Origin of the sequence: Candidatus Pantoea multigeneris (assembly GCF_011752615.1) — a bacterium.
GTDB lineage: Bacteria > Pseudomonadota > Gammaproteobacteria > Enterobacterales > Enterobacteriaceae > Pantoea > Pantoea multigeneris.
On record NZ_VWXF01000009.1, the window covers coordinates 181,937 to 200,897 of the forward strand.

Annotated in this window: 18 protein-coding genes; 9 read left to right on the forward strand and 9 right to left on the reverse strand. The window is 53.2% G+C overall.

Annotated elements, in window-relative coordinates:
* Window positions 1-38: 38 nt before the first annotated feature.
* Window positions 39-839 carry a MetQ/NlpA family ABC transporter substrate-binding protein gene (locus F3J40_RS19205; RefSeq protein WP_167017162.1) on the forward strand — a complete coding sequence of 267 codons (801 nt, stop codon included), beginning with the start codon at window positions 39-41 and terminating at the stop codon, window positions 837-839.
* 53 nt (window positions 840-892) lie between these two features.
* Here F3J40_RS19205 and F3J40_RS19210 read toward each other — a convergent pair whose 3' ends face one another.
* From F3J40_RS19210 to F3J40_RS19220, 3 genes are all read right to left on the reverse strand, one after another.
* On the reverse strand, window positions 893-1,552 hold the full coding sequence (locus F3J40_RS19210) for an HAD family hydrolase (protein WP_167017163.1): 660 nt from the start codon (window positions 1,550-1,552) through the stop codon (window positions 893-895).
* Between the two features lie 571 nt (window positions 1,553-2,123).
* Window positions 2,124-2,561 carry a type II toxin-antitoxin system YafO family toxin gene (locus tag F3J40_RS19215; RefSeq protein WP_167017165.1) on the reverse strand — a complete coding sequence of 146 codons (438 nt, stop codon included), beginning with the start codon at window positions 2,559-2,561 and terminating at the stop codon, window positions 2,124-2,126.
* A gap of 10 nt (window positions 2,562-2,571) precedes the next feature.
* A complete protein-coding gene (locus F3J40_RS19220; protein ID WP_167017167.1) occupies window positions 2,572-3,111 on the reverse strand; it encodes a hypothetical protein in 540 nt (179 codons plus the stop codon).
* 168 nt (window positions 3,112-3,279) lie between these two features.
* Here F3J40_RS19220 and F3J40_RS19225 point away from each other — a divergent pair, with 168 nt between their 5' ends.
* From F3J40_RS19225 to F3J40_RS19235, 3 genes are all read left to right on the forward strand, one after another.
* Window positions 3,280-3,717, forward strand: a complete 438-nt coding sequence (locus tag F3J40_RS19225; protein WP_167017169.1) for a universal stress protein — start codon at window positions 3,280-3,282, stop codon at window positions 3,715-3,717.
* Between the two features lie 355 nt (window positions 3,718-4,072).
* Entirely contained in the window at window positions 4,073-5,374 is a 1,302-nt protein-coding gene (locus F3J40_RS19230) for an OprO/OprP family phosphate-selective porin (RefSeq protein WP_205297440.1), read from the forward strand.
* A gap of 14 nt (window positions 5,375-5,388) precedes the next feature.
* Window positions 5,389-6,288 (forward strand): ParB/Srx family N-terminal domain-containing protein, encoded by a 900-nt coding sequence (locus tag F3J40_RS19235; protein ID WP_205297441.1) that lies wholly within the window; start codon window positions 5,389-5,391, stop codon window positions 6,286-6,288.
* Between the two features lie 39 nt (window positions 6,289-6,327).
* On the opposite strand, the gene F3J40_RS19240 is transcribed toward F3J40_RS19235, so the two are convergent.
* The 3 genes from F3J40_RS19240 to F3J40_RS19250 are packed head-to-tail and all read right to left on the reverse strand — an operon-like array spanning window position 6,328 to window position 10,432.
* Window positions 6,328-7,734: an efflux transporter outer membrane subunit gene (locus F3J40_RS19240; RefSeq protein ID WP_167017171.1), complete on the reverse strand. Its 1,407-nt coding sequence runs from the start codon at window positions 7,732-7,734 to the stop codon at window positions 6,328-6,330.
* 24 nt (window positions 7,735-7,758) lie between these two features.
* The gene (locus F3J40_RS19245; protein ID WP_167017173.1) at window positions 7,759-9,324 is read right to left on the reverse strand and encodes an MDR family MFS transporter; all 1,566 of its coding nucleotides are present in this window, start codon (window positions 9,322-9,324) and stop codon (window positions 7,759-7,761) included.
* Entirely contained in the window at window positions 9,317-10,432 is a 1,116-nt protein-coding gene (locus tag F3J40_RS19250) for an HlyD family secretion protein (protein WP_167017176.1), read from the reverse strand. The genes F3J40_RS19245 and F3J40_RS19250 overlap by 8 nt, the downstream gene beginning before the upstream one ends.
* Window positions 10,433-10,562: 130 nt before the next feature.
* Between F3J40_RS19250 and F3J40_RS25230 the strand changes: the two genes are divergently transcribed.
* Window positions 10,563-11,270: a CerR family C-terminal domain-containing protein gene (locus tag F3J40_RS25230; protein ID WP_167017178.1), complete on the forward strand. Its 708-nt coding sequence runs from the start codon at window positions 10,563-10,565 to the stop codon at window positions 11,268-11,270.
* A 29-nt stretch (window positions 11,271-11,299) separates the two neighbouring features.
* Here F3J40_RS25230 and efeB read toward each other — a convergent pair whose 3' ends face one another.
* The 3 genes from efeB to efeU are packed head-to-tail and all read right to left on the reverse strand — an operon-like array spanning window position 11,300 to window position 15,384.
* Complete coding sequence (efeB, locus tag F3J40_RS19260) at window positions 11,300-12,565, reverse strand: iron uptake transporter deferrochelatase/peroxidase subunit (protein ID WP_167017180.1); 1,266 nt, start codon at window positions 12,563-12,565, stop codon at window positions 11,300-11,302.
* 3 nt (window positions 12,566-12,568) lie between these two features.
* Window positions 12,569-13,792 (reverse strand): iron uptake system protein EfeO, encoded by a 1,224-nt coding sequence (gene efeO / locus F3J40_RS19265; protein ID WP_167017182.1) that lies wholly within the window; start codon window positions 13,790-13,792, stop codon window positions 12,569-12,571.
* 11 nt (window positions 13,793-13,803) lie between these two features.
* Window positions 13,804-15,384, reverse strand: coding sequence for an iron uptake transporter permease EfeU (gene efeU / locus F3J40_RS19270; RefSeq protein ID WP_167017184.1), 1,581 nt, complete (start codon window positions 15,382-15,384; stop codon window positions 13,804-13,806).
* Between the two features lie 341 nt (window positions 15,385-15,725).
* Here efeU and F3J40_RS19275 point away from each other — a divergent pair, with 341 nt between their 5' ends.
* Genes F3J40_RS19275 through F3J40_RS19290 form a run of 4 tightly spaced genes read left to right on the forward strand, consistent with a single transcriptional unit; the run spans window position 15,726 to window position 18,754 of the window.
* Complete coding sequence (locus tag F3J40_RS19275) at window positions 15,726-16,289, forward strand: peroxiredoxin (RefSeq protein ID WP_017348766.1); 564 nt, start codon at window positions 15,726-15,728, stop codon at window positions 16,287-16,289.
* A 16-nt stretch (window positions 16,290-16,305) separates the two neighbouring features.
* A complete protein-coding gene (locus F3J40_RS19280; protein ID WP_167017186.1) occupies window positions 16,306-17,529 on the forward strand; it encodes a protein-disulfide reductase DsbD family protein in 1,224 nt (407 codons plus the stop codon).
* A 60-nt stretch (window positions 17,530-17,589) separates the two neighbouring features.
* Window positions 17,590-18,135: a sigma-70 family RNA polymerase sigma factor gene (locus tag F3J40_RS19285; protein WP_167017188.1), complete on the forward strand. Its 546-nt coding sequence runs from the start codon at window positions 17,590-17,592 to the stop codon at window positions 18,133-18,135.
* Complete coding sequence (locus F3J40_RS19290) at window positions 18,122-18,754, forward strand: NrsF family protein (RefSeq protein WP_167017190.1); 633 nt, start codon at window positions 18,122-18,124, stop codon at window positions 18,752-18,754. The genes F3J40_RS19285 and F3J40_RS19290 overlap by 14 nt, the downstream gene beginning before the upstream one ends.
* Window positions 18,755-18,961 lie beyond the last annotated feature (207 nt).

Here is an 18,961-nt window from a genome sequence, read left to right on the forward strand (position 1 = left end):
TTATAGTCCGTTCCCTACGTTAAGAAGGGACCTGTGTCATGAACAAAAAAGTATTATCCATCCTGTTAGCGGCCTCTGTGACGCTGCTGAGCGCCTGTAAAAAAGAAGATGACAACACCATCAAAGTGGCGATTAACACCGGCCCGGATCAGGCGTTGTGGGATACCGTTAAACAGGTTGCCCATGATAAGTATCATCTTGATGTAGATGTGATTGCGTTCAACGATTACGTGCAGCCAAATGAAGCGCTGTACAACAAAGATGTGGATGCCAATGCCTTCCAGAGCCTGCCTTATTTGAACATGCAGATGAAAGAGCGTGGCTATCACTTCGCCGTGGTGACCAATACGTTTGTCTTCCCGATCGCTGGCTATTCTCGCAAGATCAAATCATTGAAAGATCTGCCTGATGGCGCAACGGTAACGATTTCCAACGAAGCCACGACGCTGGGCCGCAGCCTGCTGCTGTTGCAGGCTCAGGGATTAATTACTGTGAAGCCAGAGGCTGGTCTGCTGCCAACCACGCTGGATATTACGTCTAACCCGAAAAATCTGAAGATTGTTGAAGTGGATACTCCACAGTTAGCGCGTACGCTGGACGATCCACAGGTCTACGTATCCGTGATCAACAATAACTTTGCCGCGCTGGCTAACCTGTCGGCTTCCCGTGATGGCATGTTTATGGAAGGCAAAGCCTCGCCTTACGTGAATGCGATTGTGGCGCGTGAAGACAATAAAGACAGCCCGAATGTGCTGAAGCTGAAGGAAGCGTTCCAGTCACCTGAAGTGCTGGAAAAAGCGAACCAGATCTACAAAGGCGATATCATTAAAGGCTGGTAATGACTCACGCCTAATCGATTGAACCGCGCGACTTTTCGCGCGGTTTTTTTGCCTCAGGCCAGCAACAGCTGACTCAGCGCTGCCACATCATGGGCGATAGCATCAGGTTCACTGGCGCGTAAACGCGCTTCGCTGTGTGCTCCCCAGGTGACGGCACAGGTGTGTACACCGGCATTTTTTCCCATTTCGATATCGGTTACGGCATCCCCGACCATAATTGCATGGCGTGAATAGGGGCCATCAGTGAACAACTGTTGTAATGCAATATAGATCCCCTCAGGATGAGGTTTATATTGCTTCACCAGATCGGAGCCAATAATAATATCGATCGTGCTTTTCAAACCCAGCTTTTCGATATTACTCTCTGCAACGGCCGTTTTCTTACTGGTAATTACAGCCACTTTTTTCTGGGCGGCTTTCAAATTTCCCAGCATCTCAGCAACGCCGTTAAATGCCGTGATATGGGTTGCCGCATGGTCGCGATACAATTCACGAAAAGTGGTTAATAGCTGGGTAAACTGCGCTTCCGAAAAAGCTTCTGCCCCCATCTGGCGGAATGAAACCTCAATGGGAATGCCCATACAGTCAGTGATAGCTGCGGCCTCAGGCGCTGCAAGGCCATGAGCCACGAAGGCTTGCTGCGTCGCAATGACCGAACATGAAGAGGAATCGGCTAGCGTGCCGTCAAAATCAAACAAAATGGTATCGTACATGTCTTGTATCCTTGCCATCACAGCTTACACGTTGATTATCATCTCAGGTGAATATCAGCTACAGATAATATCTGCTGAAAAATACACCTGACCGGCATGATACCACCGACACTTGATGAGGTGTCGTTAATATTCCATTCTGGTTGAATAAATCGTGAAAAGCCCTGCTGGATATAATGATATTTCCTTCATTGATAATTTCACATCGCGATGTCGGACTTTTTCCTCATCTTTTATGGGGGTAGGCCTGTGAGTTGTGCAGCCACAAATCGCACGGACGAAGGTCTGCACATCACTCACATAAAGGCGGGGATGGCGGGGAGTAGAGTAAAGCTTCCGCTGCATGGATGCAGCGGCAGAGCCTCCAGGGAAGGATTCACGGCGTCTTTACGGCACTCCCCGGAACGCACGAATCCCAGCCGCACCGCACCAACCTGAAACGCACCAACACAGCCGCTTCAATCCCGACTAAAACGCACGGCACGATCCCTAACGCATAAGTAAACCACCATCGACGGCATATTCACTCCCGGTGACAAATGCAGTGCAATCTTTATCGCCAGGATTAACGTTAGTTATTATCTCTAAACTCTTGTGCAATTCTGGTGGGATAATTCATCACCTCATGTTGCCTGGCTTTGCCATGAGCATCAGGATGCATTATCGCGATCAACGAGTATCTGTTTTCATACAACTCTCCCTGAACATAGACCAAAGAAGCATCATTTTCAGGGCTCCCACGTTTGCATACGCGATCGGGCTGAGGGCGATTAGAGGGAAATGAATCCGGGGGAAAACAAAGATGAATGTGCATCAAGCCTGAACGAAACGCGGCATAAGGCTCTGTGTATGCTACATCACGACCAAAGTAATCAGGTAATATATCTTCGGACTTATAGCGTTTGAAATCGGCTAATATTGCGCTTTCTAAGGTTGGGTATTTAGTGAAAATTTCAAGGAAAAATCTTTCTCGCGTTGCAGGGTGTACTGAAACCTCGATTTGGCTCATAGGCATAAGCTCAATGAAATTTTGCTTCTTTCAGTTTGGTAGAAGTGTAAGCAGCCAACTCTTTCACGGCGGATAAGTCAGTCGTACTCTTGTACGTCACGGCATCCTTGAACAACCCTAGAGTGAACTGGTTGAGTCGAGTGACAGATGAGCGTGCTTTTGCGATATGCCGCCAATAGATGCGTAACTCAGTAGCAACAAAGCCTGGCAAATTGCCGGATATCGTCTTTTTAATCTCTTCTTCGAAAGCACGCAAGAACATCTCACAAGCTTCCATAGTTTCAATGCCGTTCTCTACAACAGTCTGCCGCGCAGAAACAAAATCCATTTTAATCAATGAAATATAGTAATCATCAATAGAAATCGTCAATCTGCTCAGTGTTTCTTTACCCTGCTCCAGGCTATTTGCATAATCATCAAGGCTGGGTGATTTTTGACTACAGCGGGTTACGGTCGTTACGGATTCAGGGATAAAATCCAAGGCAAGTGCCGCAGGCTGTGCTAAAGGCCCACACAACGCAGCGAAAGTAATGGCATTTAAAGGGTTCATATCAACCTCATCAGCAACAGGGCAGCAGTATAAGCCCGCTTACCTGACAAAGTTTAATCTCTTTACGCTTCTTTGAGCAACGCAAAACGCGCACTTGCTCACAGCCTGCCGCCGTTCTCTGACCTATACATTCTGTGTAGTTTCTTTTGGCACAGTCGGAGGTGAGTTATGGCCTGTTATCGTCATGCACTGGTGTTGATTGAGGATCAAAATGATGGACTGGTGTTACTCGAACATGCTGCATCGGTCGCTGAATCTCTGGATATGACCATCACGCTGGCCCATATCAGCGATGATTACCGCAGTATGAACTATGTAGCAGACAGCATGATGAATGACGTGGTTGCCGATGAAATTATTCGCGCTAAAACACTCTTCAGCCAACTGCTGCTCACCACTCCTCACCCGGTCAATGTGCGGCATTTTGTCACCCTACGGCGTCTGGAAGAAATTGAACAATGTATTCGCCAGTCGGGCATTGATTTACTGATTGCGGGCCATCGCAACCGGCTAATGAGCATGTTCACTTCACGCTGCATGAGCTATATCAATAATCTCGATGTGGATGTGATGATCAAACATATTTTACCTGCCAGACAAAAGTGATTGACGGTAAAAAGTGCGGCGATATTGTTTTCAGGTAAAAACAATATCGCCCATCAATTATTGAGAAAATTGCACACCATTCCAGCCATAAAAACATGCCCAACCAATAAAACCCTAAAAACACAACATAAAACACCTCTACCGTAAAATATGTTGCCTGACAAAATAAAATAGTTAGCCTTATTCTCTAAAAATAAAAAATCACCCACAAGTTAATCACCACAATAAATTAATTATATTAACTTCTCTCGTAACCAACCTCTATATCAGCCAGTAACATTGATTAATAAAAACTTAACAAAACTGTGTGAGTATCGCTGCCGCTCGTCACTTCACTCTATTAAGGAAAATAATAATGTTGTTTAAATTAAAGCCTCTCGCTGGGTTAGTTATGCTGTGCGCTGGATTAAATATCGCCACCGCACATGCGGGAACCGTCACGACTGACGGCCAGGATCTGGTGATTAATACCCACAGCGGACTGGAATTAAAAACCACCGATGATGCTTTCAGTTTTAAAATCAGCGGCAAAATTCAGTATGACATGGTGGCTTTTAGTGGCCTGGCGGCCGCCAGTCAAAATAAACACTTCGCGTCCAGTAGCGATGCCTTTGTGCGCCGTGGACATTTAAATTTTGAAGGCACCGCCTTCACCGACTGGTCGTACGGCGTGCGCGTTAATTATAACGGCCTTGAAGATGGCACTGACGTTGATCGTGTGTGGATCGCGCGTGATTTTGACGGCATTGGTAAATTCACGCTGGGTAAATTCGGGGTTAACTACGGTTTAGAAAACGCCACCAGCTCGTCCTGGATCACCGCAGCGGAATTACCCGCAATGTATGACTTACTCAGTGGCGGCGATGACACTGATTTTGGTCTGAACTTCACACGTTCCGGGGATAATTACAGCTTAATGGCTCAGGTGGCGACGCAAGGCGATAAACCTGACGACGGCAACAGCGATATTTATGGCTATACGCTGCGTGCCACCTGGGCACCGATATTACAGCCCGATCAAATTTTACACCTCGGTATTGATTACCATGATTCCAACCCGCGCAATAACGAAACTAAAATCCGTTCGCGCTTTGGCGTGCGGAGTGATGCCGATGACAGAATGCGCTTTGCCGATATCGAAAACACCTCCAGCGATAATGAATTTGCCCTTGAAGCGGCCTGGCAATATCAAAGCTTGCGTCTGCAAAGTGAATATTACGCCCGTCAGGTCCATGGTCAGCAAGATGGCGATGATGCCCACGTCAAACTCAACGGCTATTACGCGCAAATCTCCTACTTAATTGGCAGCCAACGCGGCTATGACGCTGGAGAAGGGAAATGGAAAGCACCTAAAGACTTTGGCACCTTTGAACCGTTTATCCGCTATGAACGCACCAGTATTGACGCTAACAAAGCGGCGAGCCAGAAAAATATTGATAGCAATATCGACGGCGTACTGGCGGTAGATCGTAACCAAAAACACAATATCGATGCCTTCACAGTGGGTGTGAACTACTTCGTCAACAAAAACGTTCGTGTTACGCTCGATTACCTGACCTACAAGATCAGCAATATCGATACCAGTAAAAACATTGACGGCCGCAGCGTCAAAGACTCCAGCGATGCGGTGCAGTTACGACTCCAGTACGCGTTTTAAAGGGACGATTGATAATGAAGCTACGCCTTCTGTTTGCTGGACTGCTGCTAAGCGGATCCGCGCTGGCCGCACCGGAAACCCCGCTCAAAGTTGGCTCGCTGGCTGAAGTTCCGATTGCCAGCCTCCACCCTACTCAGGCGACGTTGGGTTTTCGCCAGATTGATTACAAGGTCAACCGATACAAGCACGACGCCAAAAAGTTATTCGATGATTTCTGTGAGTCGGCGGGGGCGAAAGGCATCGAAAAATACAACGACGCCTCACGTATCAGTGATTTTGCCAGCTTTAGCTGCAAAACCGCGCCCGGCAGTGAGTTGAAAAAGGTGAATACTGCGGTGATCGCCCCCGATAACCAGCTCTATTTAACCGATGGACATCACACCTTTACGTCGTTTGCTGAAGTGGGCGGCCTACAGACCAAAGTCTATGTGCGCATTACGGATGATTTCCGCCATTTGCCGAACATGACCGCCTTCTGGCAAACCATGCAGGCACGCAAACTCACCTGGCTGGAAACGCCACAGGGTGTGATTACGCCGCAGCAACTGCCGCAGCAGTTGAGCCGTAAACAGATGATCAATGATGAATACCGCTCACTGGTCTGGCTGACGCGCGATATTGGCTACCGCAAACCCGATAGCCCACCGCCGTTCCTGGAGTTTTACTGGGGCAAATGGCTGGCAACCCAATTGCCACTCAGCAAAATGGATCTCACCAGTCAGTCCGGCTATGCCGCAGCAGTGGAATCAGCTGCGGAGAAAATGGTTGCTGCACCAGCGGAAACCCTGTTGGCCCAAACCGACAGTGGCCCACTAACCGCAGAAAAAGCCGGTCAGATGTCGCGGGTTAATCAAAAAGCCTTGCGTAAACTGGTCTCGGCTACCGGTAAACTCACCTACGCGTTTGCTAACTAGGTTACAGGGAATACCCCTCACGGGTATTCCCCTCTTCCCTTAGCTCTGCCAGCCGAGACCGAGGCTTTTCTGTACCGCCACGAAATCTGTCACCAACTGCGTCTGGGCACTGATCTGGTTTTGCTGTGCCGACAAACGGCTCCGCTCGGTATCCAGATAATCAATCAAACTGGCCGCTCCAGCTTTATAACGCTGCTGCATTAGCTGGCTTGCACGATCGGCTGCGTGCGTGACGGTGGCTAAATCCATCACCGTCTGACGCTGTTGCCCGTAACGCGACAGTGAACCGTTGGCATCACGCAATGCACTCAGCACGCTTTTCTGCCAACTGGCTTGCGCTTCATCCCGCGCTGCACGCGCAGAGGCAACCTGGGATTTGATGCGGCCAAAGTCGAGGATATTCCATTGCAGATACGGCACCAGCATCCAGCTGAGATTCTTCCGCTGCCACAGGTTTCCGGTGGAACTGCTGGTGAACCCGAGATTGCCGAGGAAATTCACTTTTGGATAGTAATCGGCAATGTGTTCACCGATCTCCGCATTGCTGGCCGCCAGTTTCCGCTCGGCTTCCCGCACATCAGGCCGCTGACGTAACAACGTCGTAGGATCACCGACGTTCACCTGCGCAGGCAACGCAGGCAGTTGAATCACATTGTTCAGCTGTTGGTCCAGTTCACCCGGCGTTTTCCCGGCGAGAAACGCCAGAGTGTCGAGGCTGTTGGTAATATCATTTTGTAAGGACGGGATTTGCGAACGGGTGGTTTCCAACTGCGTTACCAGGCGCTGCACATCGCTGTCATTTGCCGCCCCGCGACTGTATCGCTGCTGCGTCAGGGTTAACATCTGCTGCTCCAGCGCGATCGACTGCTGTAACACCGCCAACTGCTGACGTTGACCACAGAGTTCCAGGTAATTGCGCGCCACTTCAGCGGCAATCGACACATGGGTATCCGCCAGGCTCTCCTGCGAAGCCTGGGCCTGAGCGCGCGCGGACTCAATCGCCCGACGCGTGCCACCAAAGATATCCAGCTCCCAGCTGGCATCAAAGGTGTTGGCATACATATTCAGCGGGTTATTACTGGTAATGCCGGTACTGTCTGGCAGTTTTGCACGCAGCGCTGCCCCATCTGCCCCAAGCTTAGGATATTCATTGGCCTGCTGACCATCTAACGCGGCGCGTGCCTGACGAAGACGCGCCTGCGCAATCGCAATGTCCGGGTTATTTTTCAGCGCCATGGCAATCAGCGTATTGAGTTGCGGATCGTTTAGCGTCTCCCACCAGCGAGCCACACCAGGTGCGGTATTTACACCGCTCTGCGGCAGGCGAGCGAACTGATTCACCTGCGGCGTTTTACCGGGGCCATGATAATCCGGTCCGACACTGCATCCCGCGAGCACCAGCGCAATCATCAGGCTGGAGCAGGCAAAAAAAGGTTTGGTATTCATTACTGTGATTTTCCGCTTTAACATTTATTTCCCCGCCTTAGGCATACGCAGCAACAGTGCCAGTGGAATACAGCACGCCAGCGCGATGCCAAGCAGATAAAACGTTTCTGAAAAGGTCATGACCATCGCCTGCTGCTTGATCTGTTGCGCCAGTTGCCCCAACGCCTGGAGGTGAGCCCACGCGGCATCCGTGGTCTGGCTCATAAACGATGCCGTACTGCCCGCAATCCGTTCATTCGCGAGTGGCGAGTTGGCGGTGATTGACTCGCGGATCATGTCATCATGCATTTTGCTTTGACGGTCAATAAAGACGCCAACCAGCGCCAGTCCGACGGACCCCCCCAGATTGCGCATCATGTTGTACAAACCGGCAGCATCAGCGGCCTCTTCGGTTTTCACCACCGCCATTGAGGCCTGATTGAGCGGCAACATCGCCATAATTTGCCCGGCACCACGCAGGATTTGCGACCAGAAGAAATCATCACCGGTGCTTTGCGCCGTTAGCGTGGTATCAAGGAAACAACTGGCGGCGAACAGCACCAGCCCACCAATCACCATCAGGCGAATATCCATTTTGCCTAACAGGCGCGGCAAAATGGGCATCACTAACAAGCTCGGAATCCCGGAGATCAGCAACACCATCCCCGCCTGCTGGGCGTTGTAACCGGCGATATTGCTTAAAAACTGCGGGAGCAGATACAGCACGCAATAGAGGCCGCTGCCCACCACAAACACAATCAAAATCACTGTCACAAAGCGCAGATTCGCCAGCAAAGAGAGGCGGATAACCGGCCGCTTTGCCGTTAACTGCGCAATCAGCAGCAGCAGAAAGCCCAGCGCGCAGACGACGGAAAGCCAGATAATCATGCTGGACTCAAACCAGCGCTCACGTTGCCCCTCTTCCAGCACCACGGTCAGACTACTGAGCGCGGCACTTAAGCCCACCACGCCAATCCAGTCCGCCTTGATAAATTCTTGCATGTTGCCTTTTTCCGGCGGCAGGCCACGGAACAGCAGAAACACCAGCGCAAAACTGATTGGCACGTTGAGGAAGAAACACCAGTGCCAACTGACGTTTTCGGCCAGCCAGCCGCCCAGTACCGGCCCTAATACCGGTCCGAGGATCACGATCACACCGAAAATCGACATCCCAACCGGCAGTTGTCGGCGCGGCAAACGGGTACGAATAATCATTTGTGCGGTGGGGATCATCGCCCCGCCGGTAAAGCCCTGGCCAATACGTCCGACCACCATCTGCCCGAGGTTGGTCGACAAACCACACATAATCGAGAACAGCGTGAAGAACACCGCCATCCAGACCAGAAAATTACGCAGCCCCATCGAACGTGTCAGCCAGCCCGCCAACGGAATCATCACGATTTCCGCCATCAGGTAGCCGGTAGAGATCCATGTTCCTTCAGTGCCGGTCGCGCCCAGTTCACCCTGAATCTGCGGCAGCGCCGAGTTGGTGATGGAGATATCCAGCGTTGCCATGAGTGCGCCCAGCGCACCGGCAATCACCGCGACCCAGTCAGTGACGGAGGCCTTCTCCTCGCCTGCTGCATTGGCGGTCAGCGTGGTGCTACTCATGGGTTTGATCCGGCTGGAGATGATGTGTGTCCACATCTACCGTCACTGACATGCCCGGCAGCAGGCGCTCGCGCGCAGGTGAGGTATCCGTAATGCGGATGCGGACCGGCACGCGCTGAATGATTTTCGTGAAGTTACCGGTGGCATTTTCCGGCGGCAGCAGCGCAAATTGTGAACCGGTGCCGGGAGAGAAGCTCTCAATCACGCCGGTAAAGTCATGGTCAGGATCGGCATCGACGTGCAGCGTGGCAGGCTGCCCCACACGCATGCGTGTCATCTGCGTCTCTTTGAAGTTCGCCACTAAATAGACATCGTGCGTGGGCACCACCGTCAGCAGTCGCGTGCCGGGCTGCACATATTGCCCCACGCGTACCGTGCGATTACCGACCACGCCATCAATCGGGCTGGTAATCAGGGTGTCATGCAGATCGATACTGGACTGTTGCAGGCTCGCTTTGGAGGAGTCGAGCTGTGCGGTATCTTCCGAAATCTGCGCTTTCAGGGTTTGAATCTGCGCAGCCGCCGCTTTTACCGCCGCGACGTTGGCATTGTAATCGGCTTTCGCCTGATCGCGACTGCGGCGTAGATCGGCCAGGTGCTCCTGGGCTTCCGCACCGGTCGCCGCCAGCGGTTGATAGCGCTGGAATTCATGTTCTGCATAGTGCATCTGCACCTGCGCGGACTGCTGTTTTGCCTCTGCCTGTTCAATTTCAGCCTGTTGGCGGGTGATATCCGCATTGGCGCGCTGAATCGAGGCCTGACGCGCAAGCAGCATTGCCTGCATTTCACTGACTTTCGCCAGATATTGATCATCATTGATACGCACTAACGGCTGGCCCGCTTTTACCTGCTGGTTATCCGCCACCAGCACCTCGCTGACGTTACCGGCAATTTTCGGTGCCAGCGTCACGCTGTCCGCTTGCAGGTACGCATCGTTGGTTGATTCGCTGTAGCGGCCAAAGAAAAACCACCAGAGGGCGACCAGGGCAGCGATCGCCAGCAGAGCCAGCACCACGATGCGCAGCACGCGATTTTTTGATTTTGCTGGCGCAGGGGTTGGGGCTGTCCCGGCATCCGGGGCAGAAGAAGAAACTGAGAGTTGCAGCACGAAAGCTCCTGGGGTGAAAGTATATCAACCGGCATAAATTGAACTGAGCGTAAATTTATGTCAAGCGATATAATTTTTTAAACCGTGATAATTTACGTATACTCAGGCGGTTCTTGAGAGGGGTAGACGAGTGACTGGGAAGAAAAACAAGCCGTTACGGCATTCGCAGGATGGCGGCTATGCGCGCGGTGACGAAACGCGCCAGCGCATCATTGAGGCCGCTATCGAGGTGTTCGGTGAACAGGGGTTTGATGCCGCCACCACCCGGCAGATTGCCACACGGGCTGGGGTGAATCCTCCCGCCTTACAGTACTATTTCGACAACAAAGAAGGCGTGTATTCCGCCTGTGCCCGCTATCTGGCAGAAGCTAACCGCCCTGCTTTCCAGCCGGTACTGGATGCTATTGAACAGTTGCCCGCCGATGCGCCCACGGCGCAGTGCGTCACACTGTTTTGCGATTTGGTGGATACCTTGCTGGATAAGGTCTTTGGCAATGATTACACCCTCAACAAACGGCTGTTTCACGCCCGTATTCAGTTGGGGCAAGGTCCGGAAATTGCCTTTCAGATCATGCGTGAATGCATGGGAAGAGAGATACATCGGGCTGGCGCGGATTTAATTTCACGTTTGAGCGGTGAAGCGATTGATAGCGAGCTGACGCAATTGCGCACCGTTGCACTGTTTGGACAGGCGATCACATTCCACATTGCCCGCCGCTCAGTGCTTGATCAGCTGCAGTGGAAAGAGGTGGATGGTAAACGACTGACGCAGCTTAAAAAACTGATCCGGGATAACAATACCGTGATGCTGAATAGCTGGCACAACGAGCGCTCGTGAACATCGCCGGGTTGACCCCGGCGAGTCGGTCAGGCAAACAGCTGAGAACCAATATATTCCCCGGCAGCCGGAGCCGGCGGCACGAAGAAAATGCCGGATCCGATATGGGAGATATACTCGTTAAGCGCATCGGCGGCACCGAGACGGGACTGTAGCGTTTCAAAATGTGCCGGATCTTTCTGGTAGCTGATAAACAGCAAACCTGCATCCAGCATACCGAGGTTATTCAGGCCATCGGTGTAGTTGTAAGAACGGCGCAGAATACGGATACCCTGGTTATTCTCGTGGGCAGCAAGGCTAATGTGCGAGGTGGCTGGAATGATCCGCTCACCGGCACTGTCCTTTTTGGTGAAGTCTGGCTGATCGAACTCTTTCTCTCCGCTTAGCGGCGCACCCGAAACCTTATGGCGACCAAACACCACGTTCTGATCGCTGACGCGGTCAGTATCCCAGTTTTCGATATGCATTTTGATTTTGCGCACCACCTGATAGCTCCCCTGCTGCTGCCAGGCGGGGCCGCCATCGTTGATCCAGACGAACTTATCAAAATCCGTTTTTTCTGTCAGGTTGCGCGTGCCGTCTTTAAAGCCAAACAGGTTGCGCGGCGTTGATTGCCCCTTGCCTGCTGAAGCACGGCCAAATCCCAGCACCGACCAGCGCGTAGCCGCTGCGCCGGTATCTTTCGCGATACGCGCGAGATTACGGATAGCGTGATAAGCCACTTGCGGATCGTCCGCACAGGCCTGGAGCGAGAGATCGCCACCAGTCAGTTCTGCTTGCAGATTATCACTCGGTAACTGCACCAGCTCACGCATCAGCGCCGGTTTGTGCTGTGCCAGACCGTAAGTCTCACCGAAAATGCGAGGTCCCAGACCTACAGTCACCGTCAGAGAGGCCGGGCCTAAATCCAGCGCCTCGCCGGTATCCATGCCGATGCCACTGTTTCTGGCGGGTTCAACCTGGCCAATAATCTCACCGGCCATCATCTGAGCGATGGCGGCTGACCAGCGTGCCAGCAAAATTTGCAGGTCGCGCGGGTTTTGACTGGTCATATCAAAAGTCATAAACATGACGTGACGCTGGGGAGGCGTGATAATGCCCGCCTGTCCACCCGTGCCATAAAATGCATGTTGATGGGAGAGATCCACCCGGTCTTCCGGGTCGGATTTTGCCACTGCCGCACTGTGTGCGGCAGCAACTCCCGGCATGGCCAGCGCACTGGCCACCGCCCCTTTCAACAGATGCCGGCGGGAAACGTTAGCGGTTTCCCCAGTCGGTAACTGTTTTTGCTTCATAAACTACTTGCCTCCAACCGTCGCCACTTTCTCAGCGATTTTCGATAAAGGTTCCTGCAACGCCTGCACCGCTTTACTCAGCTTCGCCGCATCTGCCGCTTTCACTTCCGCCGTGTAGTATTTGTAACCGCCAGGGATTTTACCATCGCGGTAACCATCCAGCAGTTTATTGACGTTAGCGAATTGCGTTTCTACACGCTGAGTCAGGTCGGGATCGATTTTGCTCAGGCCAGGTTTGAGGAACTCAAATGCCTGCTGTGCACCTTCAACGTTGCCAGCAAAGTCAACCAGGTCAATGTGGCTGAAGGCTTCCTCTTCACCGCTGATTTTATTGCTCTGCACTTCTTCCAGCAGGTCTGCCGCACCATTGGCGAGATCTTCTGGTTTGTAGGTCAGGCCTTTGGTCAGGCTGTCCAGTTTGGTGACGTTCTGTTGCAGCTCAGCCGCCAGTTTTTTGGTGGTGTCGGTGATTTTTCCGTTACCAAACAGCTCGCGCTCAATGGCGTGGAAACCATGCCAGCCCACTTTCGGGTCCTGGTTAGAAGCACGCATATCGATCAGATAATCGAGGTTGCCTGCGTTATCCGTCGCGCTGAAGCCAGGCAGAACGAAGCCGCTGACATCCGATTCAATACGCTCATAGAATGGACGCGCCTTGGCATACTGCGCTTTGGCTTTTTCCAGATCGCCCGCGTCAATATCGGCTTTCAACTGGTTAACGGCCACCACCATCGCATCCACTACGCCATTTACGTAAGTGGCATAGCCATCGGTGCCTTGCTTAAGCAGGTCTGCGGTGCTGCCCGTGGCTTTCGCCGCGCTTTTACCGGTGACGGTGAAGTTAATCAGCTCTTGTTTTGCGCCTGGGCAGTAGATCTGATATTTGCCGCCGTCCAGCGTCAGGGTGAATTTGGAGGCCGGTAAGCCCGGTGCCAGGTTCTCTTTTTCGCCCAGGATGCGGTTATCGCTCAGCAACTCCAGCTCAGTAATGGATGTCGCCGTTTTGTTGACCACCGTAAAGGTCACTGGACCTGCTTTAGCACTGGTATGATCGATTTCACAGGTGCCGCCTTCTGCGCCTGTCAACGTGACATTGACCTGAGAAACGCCGTTGGTCACCGGGGCTGCGCCCGTTGCGGCAGAAGCGCCGCCCGCTACCAGCATGAACGCTGAAACGATAGCGGCATTGAGTGCCATATTTTTCTTTTTAAAAGCAGTTTTTAACATGAAAAGGTCCCTTACTTATTTTCAGGCAAAGTGGAGCGAGAACCGGCAACAGACACGGCTGATGCGCGACGTGAGGCGCTCAGACGGCGTAATGCCAGGATGAGTGAAATGATAGCCATTAAGCCCAGCAGCAATGGCAGCTGGTTAGCCCAGAAGGTGTGGCGAACCTGCGCCTGGCGTAGATGTTGTAGCGCATCACTGACCTGCTGTTGCCAGCGCGGATCTAACTGCCAGTTACAGCCAATTTCAGGCATGGCGCTGCGCACGGTAAAAGTACGCGGCGAAAGTAGTCCACTGCCAGAGAGCGTCATTAAAATCGTGGCATGGGCAGAGGCGTTATACAGCGCATTCCCCGTCACGGCAGCCTCCACCGCGCAATCCGCACGCCAGGTCACGTTGTAAGGCCCTGGATGCTGCGCCGGACTGAGACCCACCGGAATACGATGGCCGTAAAGTGCCAGGACCTGATCCAATGTCAGCATGGTAGGCAGAGAGTCCACCGCAGCTTGCTGAGTGAGGTTCCACTCCTGTAAATCAACACCTTGCTCACGCCCCATTTTTTGATCGGCGCTGGAGAGGGTGTAATCAACCGGCGCCTGATTATCCGCACTGACGTGCAGTTGATAGCCACCTTCGTCCTGGGCTTGCAGGATTGCCTGCCCGCCGCCTTGCAACGGTGCATTGACCGGTAACCCTAACTGGGCTTGCGGATAGAAACTCAACAGCGCCAGTGCAGCCACCGCCAGTATGGCACTGCTACCCAACAGCATCTGGGTGATGCGCACAGGCTGCGGCCGGTATTGGCGCGGCCAGTAAACCAGCACAGCCACCAGCAGGACATAAATGCCCCAGCCACTCAGCTCCAGTACGCGCGGGTCAGTTGGGATACCCAATACGCCCGTCATTAATGCAGAACGCACGGAACCTGGCGGCATAAACCAGCTGAGATTAAATACGCGATCCTGCCCGATATTCAGCCAGCCTGCTTCATGCCCGCTGCGCAGCGCGCTGATGATCAAACCGGCCGCTACCAGAATCAGGAACATGCCGGTATAGCGGAAGAAACGCCCGAGGTTGAGCTTCACGCCACCAATGTAAATACCCCAGCCGATCGCCACCGCCAGAATCAGCCCGAGCACGGCCCCTGCCGCCGCCCAAACCGCAGATTGTGCCACCGAAAAGGTCGCCAGCAGGAAAACGCTGGTTTCAAACCCCTCCTTCAGCACGGCCAAAAACGCCATGCTGGCGAGGGCCAGCGCACTGGATTGCCCAATCGCCGCAGCGGCTTCGCTCTCTAACTGACGTTTGATTTCATGGGCGTGATTATTCATCCACATCACCATGCCCGTGACGAAGAACACGGCCACCAGACCAATTGTGGCTTCCATCGCTTCCTGACTGGCCTGCGGCAATGCGCGTTCTGTCAGGCTCAGGCCAACACCCACCAACACTGACAAAACAACAGCCAGCAACACACCGGCCCACATCGCCGTGAGACTTTTGCCATTTTTACGTAAAAAGGCAGCAATGATGCCGACAATCAGCGCTGCTTCCAGCCCTTCTCGCAGCGCGATAACAAAGGTGGCTAACACAAGGAGGTCCCCGCCAAAATATATTTCAAATGATAATCATAATTAAAATCAGTTCCGCTGAGCGTATGAAATAGCCCGGAAAGCCGGGAAAGTAAACCATCCACTGTCACAACTTTTTGTAATAAATTATGAGATCGCACAGGTTGTGAGGACAGATGATTTCAAGCTTAATTTAACCTTAAGAAATTACCCCTTTTCGCAAAAATATCCCGCTGTCACCGGCATAAAACGTCGCATGAAAATTTTTTTTTACTCCCGCGCAACTTTTCCCGCATCCGAGACGAATCTTAGAGTAACGCTGCTATCAGCCGATGGCAGTGAACCTTCATACGGAGCAGAAGATGAAAACGTTGAAAACGCAACTGGGCCGCCTGGCGGCCATCGCAGCACTGAGCATGGCAATGACCGCCCCCAGCTGGGCAGCACTGCCGGTCGGCGCACAGGCACCAGACTTCAAGTTACAGGGTGCATTAGGCGGCAAAGCTTTGACTTTCTCACTTCAGGATGCTTTGAAAAAAGGCCCAGTGGTGCTGTATTTCTTCCCTGCCGCCTTCAGCGCTGGCTGCACCATTGAGGCTCATGATTTTGCCGAAGCGACAGATGGCTTCAATAAACTGGGCGCAACGGTGGTGGGCGTTACCGCCGGTAACGTTGAACAGGTAAGTGACTTCTCCAAACTGGAGTGCCGTGACAAGTTCACCGTGGCGGCTGACCCAGGCGCTAAAATCGCTACCGAATATAAAAACACCATGGTGCATGACGGAAAAACCCTGTCAGATCGCACCTCCTATGTGATTGCACCGGACGGCAAAATTTTGCTGAGCTACACCGACCGCAATCCAGAAGTGCATATTCAGAAAGCCATGGATGCGGTGAAACAGTACCGTGCTGAACACCACTCTTAATCTCTGAAGGTTTCCTATGTTGACAGCGATTCTGGCCGCCTTCCTTGGCGGCATTATTCTCAACGTGATGCCCTGCGTCTTTCCGGTGATCTCCCTGAAAGCGCTCAGCCTGTTGAAACATCATGAGCGTCCGGGTGCTGCGCGTGCGGAAGGTCTGGCTTTCCTTGCCGGAGTGGTGGTGACGATGCTACTGCTGGCCGGAGTCCTGTTTGCGCTGCGTGCCGCAGGCACCTCTATCGGTTGGGGCTTCCAGCTTCAGTCGCCGGTCGTGATTGCCATTCTGGCGCTGATCATGCTGGCCGCTGCGCTCAATTTGTTGGGCGTGTTTGAAGTGGGCCTGAGTGTTCAGCGCGTCGGTCAGGTTTCCGGCAATCGCGGGGGCCTGTGGGGTTCTGCTTTAACTGGCGCACTGGCTATTGTGGTCGCAACACCCTGCACTGCCCCCTTCATGGCGAGTGCGGTCGGGTACGCAGTGGTGCAGCCTCCTGTGGTAGGTCTGGCCGTATTCTTGTCGCTGGCCTTAGGCTTTGCCGCGCCCTTTACGCTGATCTCATTCTTCCCCGCTCTGGGCCGTCGTTTGCCACGTTCCGGTGCATGGATGGTGCGGTTGAAACAGGCATTGGCTTTCCCCATGCTCGGTGCGGTGGCTTGGCTGGTCTGGGTTGCCGATCGCCAGGGCGGCGCGGCCGCATTAGCCACCCTGTTAGCCTGTGCGGTGTTGCTGAGCTGCGCGGCCTGGCTGTATGGCATTGCGCAACAGCGTCATATGCTGGGACGCAGCCACAAAGTGTTATATGCCGTCACAGCTCTGTTCGTCGTGCTGGTCGCAGCCCCGCTTACCACGTTGACCACCGTAGCCACGTCTGAGAGCCAGGTTGCGGACGTTGCCAGCACGCCATGGACGCCGCAAACCGTCGCGGCAGAGAAAGGCAAAGGAAAAGCGATCTTCGTCAACTTTACCGCTTCCTGGTGTATTACCTGTCAGGTCAATGAGCGCACCACACTTTCCACCGCTGCCGTGAAAGAGGCGATGGCAAAAAGTGGCGCGATCTATATGATTGCCGACTCGACTAAATACAACCCAGACGTGGATGACGCATTAAGTGAATTTGGTCGTGGGGGATTACCGCTGTATGTGGTCTATCCTGCTAATGGTGGCAAACCTGTTGTGCTTCCGCAGGTGTTAACCCCATCGATTGTGATCAATGCGCTTAATCAGGCATCCGGTAATAAGGCGTGACGTTATTTACCGCCGTCACGCCCGCATTAGTCTGCGGTAACAGTGACATGGCGAAATCTAATGGATGAACAGGAGAGTTGGCCGGTATTGATGGCCCGCGCGCAAGCGGGCGATCAAACCGCATACAACCAACTGCTACACGCGCTGGTGCCGGTGATTCGCGCACTGGCGCGTAAAAAGATCTATGACGATGCGCTGACGGAAGATGTGGTGCAGGAGGCGTTGATTACCGTCCACCATGTGCGCCACACCTACGATCCTACGCGGCCGTTTATGCCTTGGCTGGCAGCCATTGTGCGTGCCCGCGCCGTGGATGCGCTACGCAAAAATGGTCGTCATCTGCGCTGGGAAGTGCAGGATGATGAAGCCGATGCAGCGGTTGCATCACATGAACCTGCTGCAGAGCAAGAAGAAGTGCTGGAACATGCACTCCATCAGTTACCGCTGCGTCAGCGCGAGATGGTCGAAATGGTCCATTTACGTGAGCTAAGTCTGGCGGAAGCAGCACTACAACATAACCTTTCAGTTTCGGCAGTGAAATCACTGCTGCATCGGGCGCTGCTTAATTTGCGGCGTCTTGGGGGAAAAGATCGTGAGCGATCATGAAGTTCTGATTAAGCAACTTAGCCAGGCGGCAAAACCCGTCAAAAGAACAGCGGCGGTCTGGCGGCGAGTCCTGGTGTGGATCGCGCTGGCACTGCCTGCGGGCGCGTTGTTTTCACTGCTGGCACAACGAGCCTTGACGGACTGGCAGCAGCCAGGGGCATTCTGGGCAGTGATCGAACTGTTGCTGACACTGTGCATTGGCACACTGGCCGTGGTCCGCACTTTTACGCTGAGTATTGCCGGGCGCAAATCGCTGCGCTGGCAGATTTTTATTCCGCTGGTGGCCGCGTGGCTGCTGGTGAATGTGATTAGTATGAGTGAGGGACATCAGCCTTTAGGGAATATTGGTGATGGCACGCCCTGCTACACCTTCATGATGCTGGCAGGAACCCCAATGGTGCTGCTGATGCTGACCGCGTTGCGCCGCACCCGCACCCTTCATCCAGTGCGTACGCTGTTAATGGCGGGCGTCGGGATTGCGTTTATGGCGTTGTCACTGTTGGCATTATGTCATCCCGTTCATGGCGACTTCCCCGATTTTGTTATGCACATAGCCGCAATTTTCACGTTGATCGGCGCAACTATTCTGGCCGGTTTCCGTTGGGTGGCTGTGGGCTGAGGATAGAGGCCGCAACTGACTTCCCCTCACCCCAGCCCTCTCCCGCAAGCGGGAAAGGGCGCCCGTCCGGTGACGCATGTGATAACTGTGCCGTATATTCCCTCTCCCTTTTAGGGAGAGGGAGCACGCTCGGCAATCAATGTGAGTTGTGCAGCCAAAAATCGCACGGACGATGTCCTGCACATTGCTCGTATGAAGGCTCGGAAG

Bases quoted from the DNA above. Each gene is read 5' to 3' on its own strand.
- F3J40_RS19205 (WP_167017162.1), top strand. From the start codon at position 39: ATGAACAAAAAAGTATTATCCATCCTGTTAGCGGCCTCTGTGACGCTG.
- F3J40_RS19210 (WP_167017163.1), bottom strand. From the start codon at position 1,552: ATGTACGATACCATTTTGTTTGATTTTGACGGCACGCTAGCCGATTCC.
- F3J40_RS19215 (WP_167017165.1), bottom strand. From the start codon at position 2,561: ATGAGCCAAATCGAGGTTTCAGTACACCCTGCAACGCGAGAAAGATTT.
- F3J40_RS19220 (WP_167017167.1), bottom strand. From the start codon at position 3,111: ATGAACCCTTTAAATGCCATTACTTTCGCTGCGTTGTGTGGGCCTTTA.
- F3J40_RS19225 (WP_167017169.1), top strand. From the start codon at position 3,280: ATGGCCTGTTATCGTCATGCACTGGTGTTGATTGAGGATCAAAATGAT.
- F3J40_RS19230 (WP_205297440.1), top strand. From the start codon at position 4,073: ATGTTGTTTAAATTAAAGCCTCTCGCTGGGTTAGTTATGCTGTGCGCT.
- F3J40_RS19235 (WP_205297441.1), top strand. From the start codon at position 5,389: ATGAAGCTACGCCTTCTGTTTGCTGGACTGCTGCTAAGCGGATCCGCG.
- F3J40_RS19240 (WP_167017171.1), bottom strand. From the start codon at position 7,734: ATGAATACCAAACCTTTTTTTGCCTGCTCCAGCCTGATGATTGCGCTG.
- F3J40_RS19245 (WP_167017173.1), bottom strand. From the start codon at position 9,324: ATGAGTAGCACCACGCTGACCGCCAATGCAGCAGGCGAGGAGAAGGCC.
- efeB (WP_167017180.1), bottom strand. From the start codon at position 12,565: ATGAAGCAAAAACAGTTACCGACTGGGGAAACCGCTAACGTTTCCCGC.
- efeO (WP_167017182.1), bottom strand. From the start codon at position 13,792: ATGTTAAAAACTGCTTTTAAAAAGAAAAATATGGCACTCAATGCCGCT.
- F3J40_RS19275 (WP_017348766.1), top strand. From the start codon at position 15,726: ATGAAAACGTTGAAAACGCAACTGGGCCGCCTGGCGGCCATCGCAGCA.
- F3J40_RS19280 (WP_167017186.1), top strand. From the start codon at position 16,306: ATGTTGACAGCGATTCTGGCCGCCTTCCTTGGCGGCATTATTCTCAAC.
- F3J40_RS19285 (WP_167017188.1), top strand. From the start codon at position 17,590: ATGGATGAACAGGAGAGTTGGCCGGTATTGATGGCCCGCGCGCAAGCG.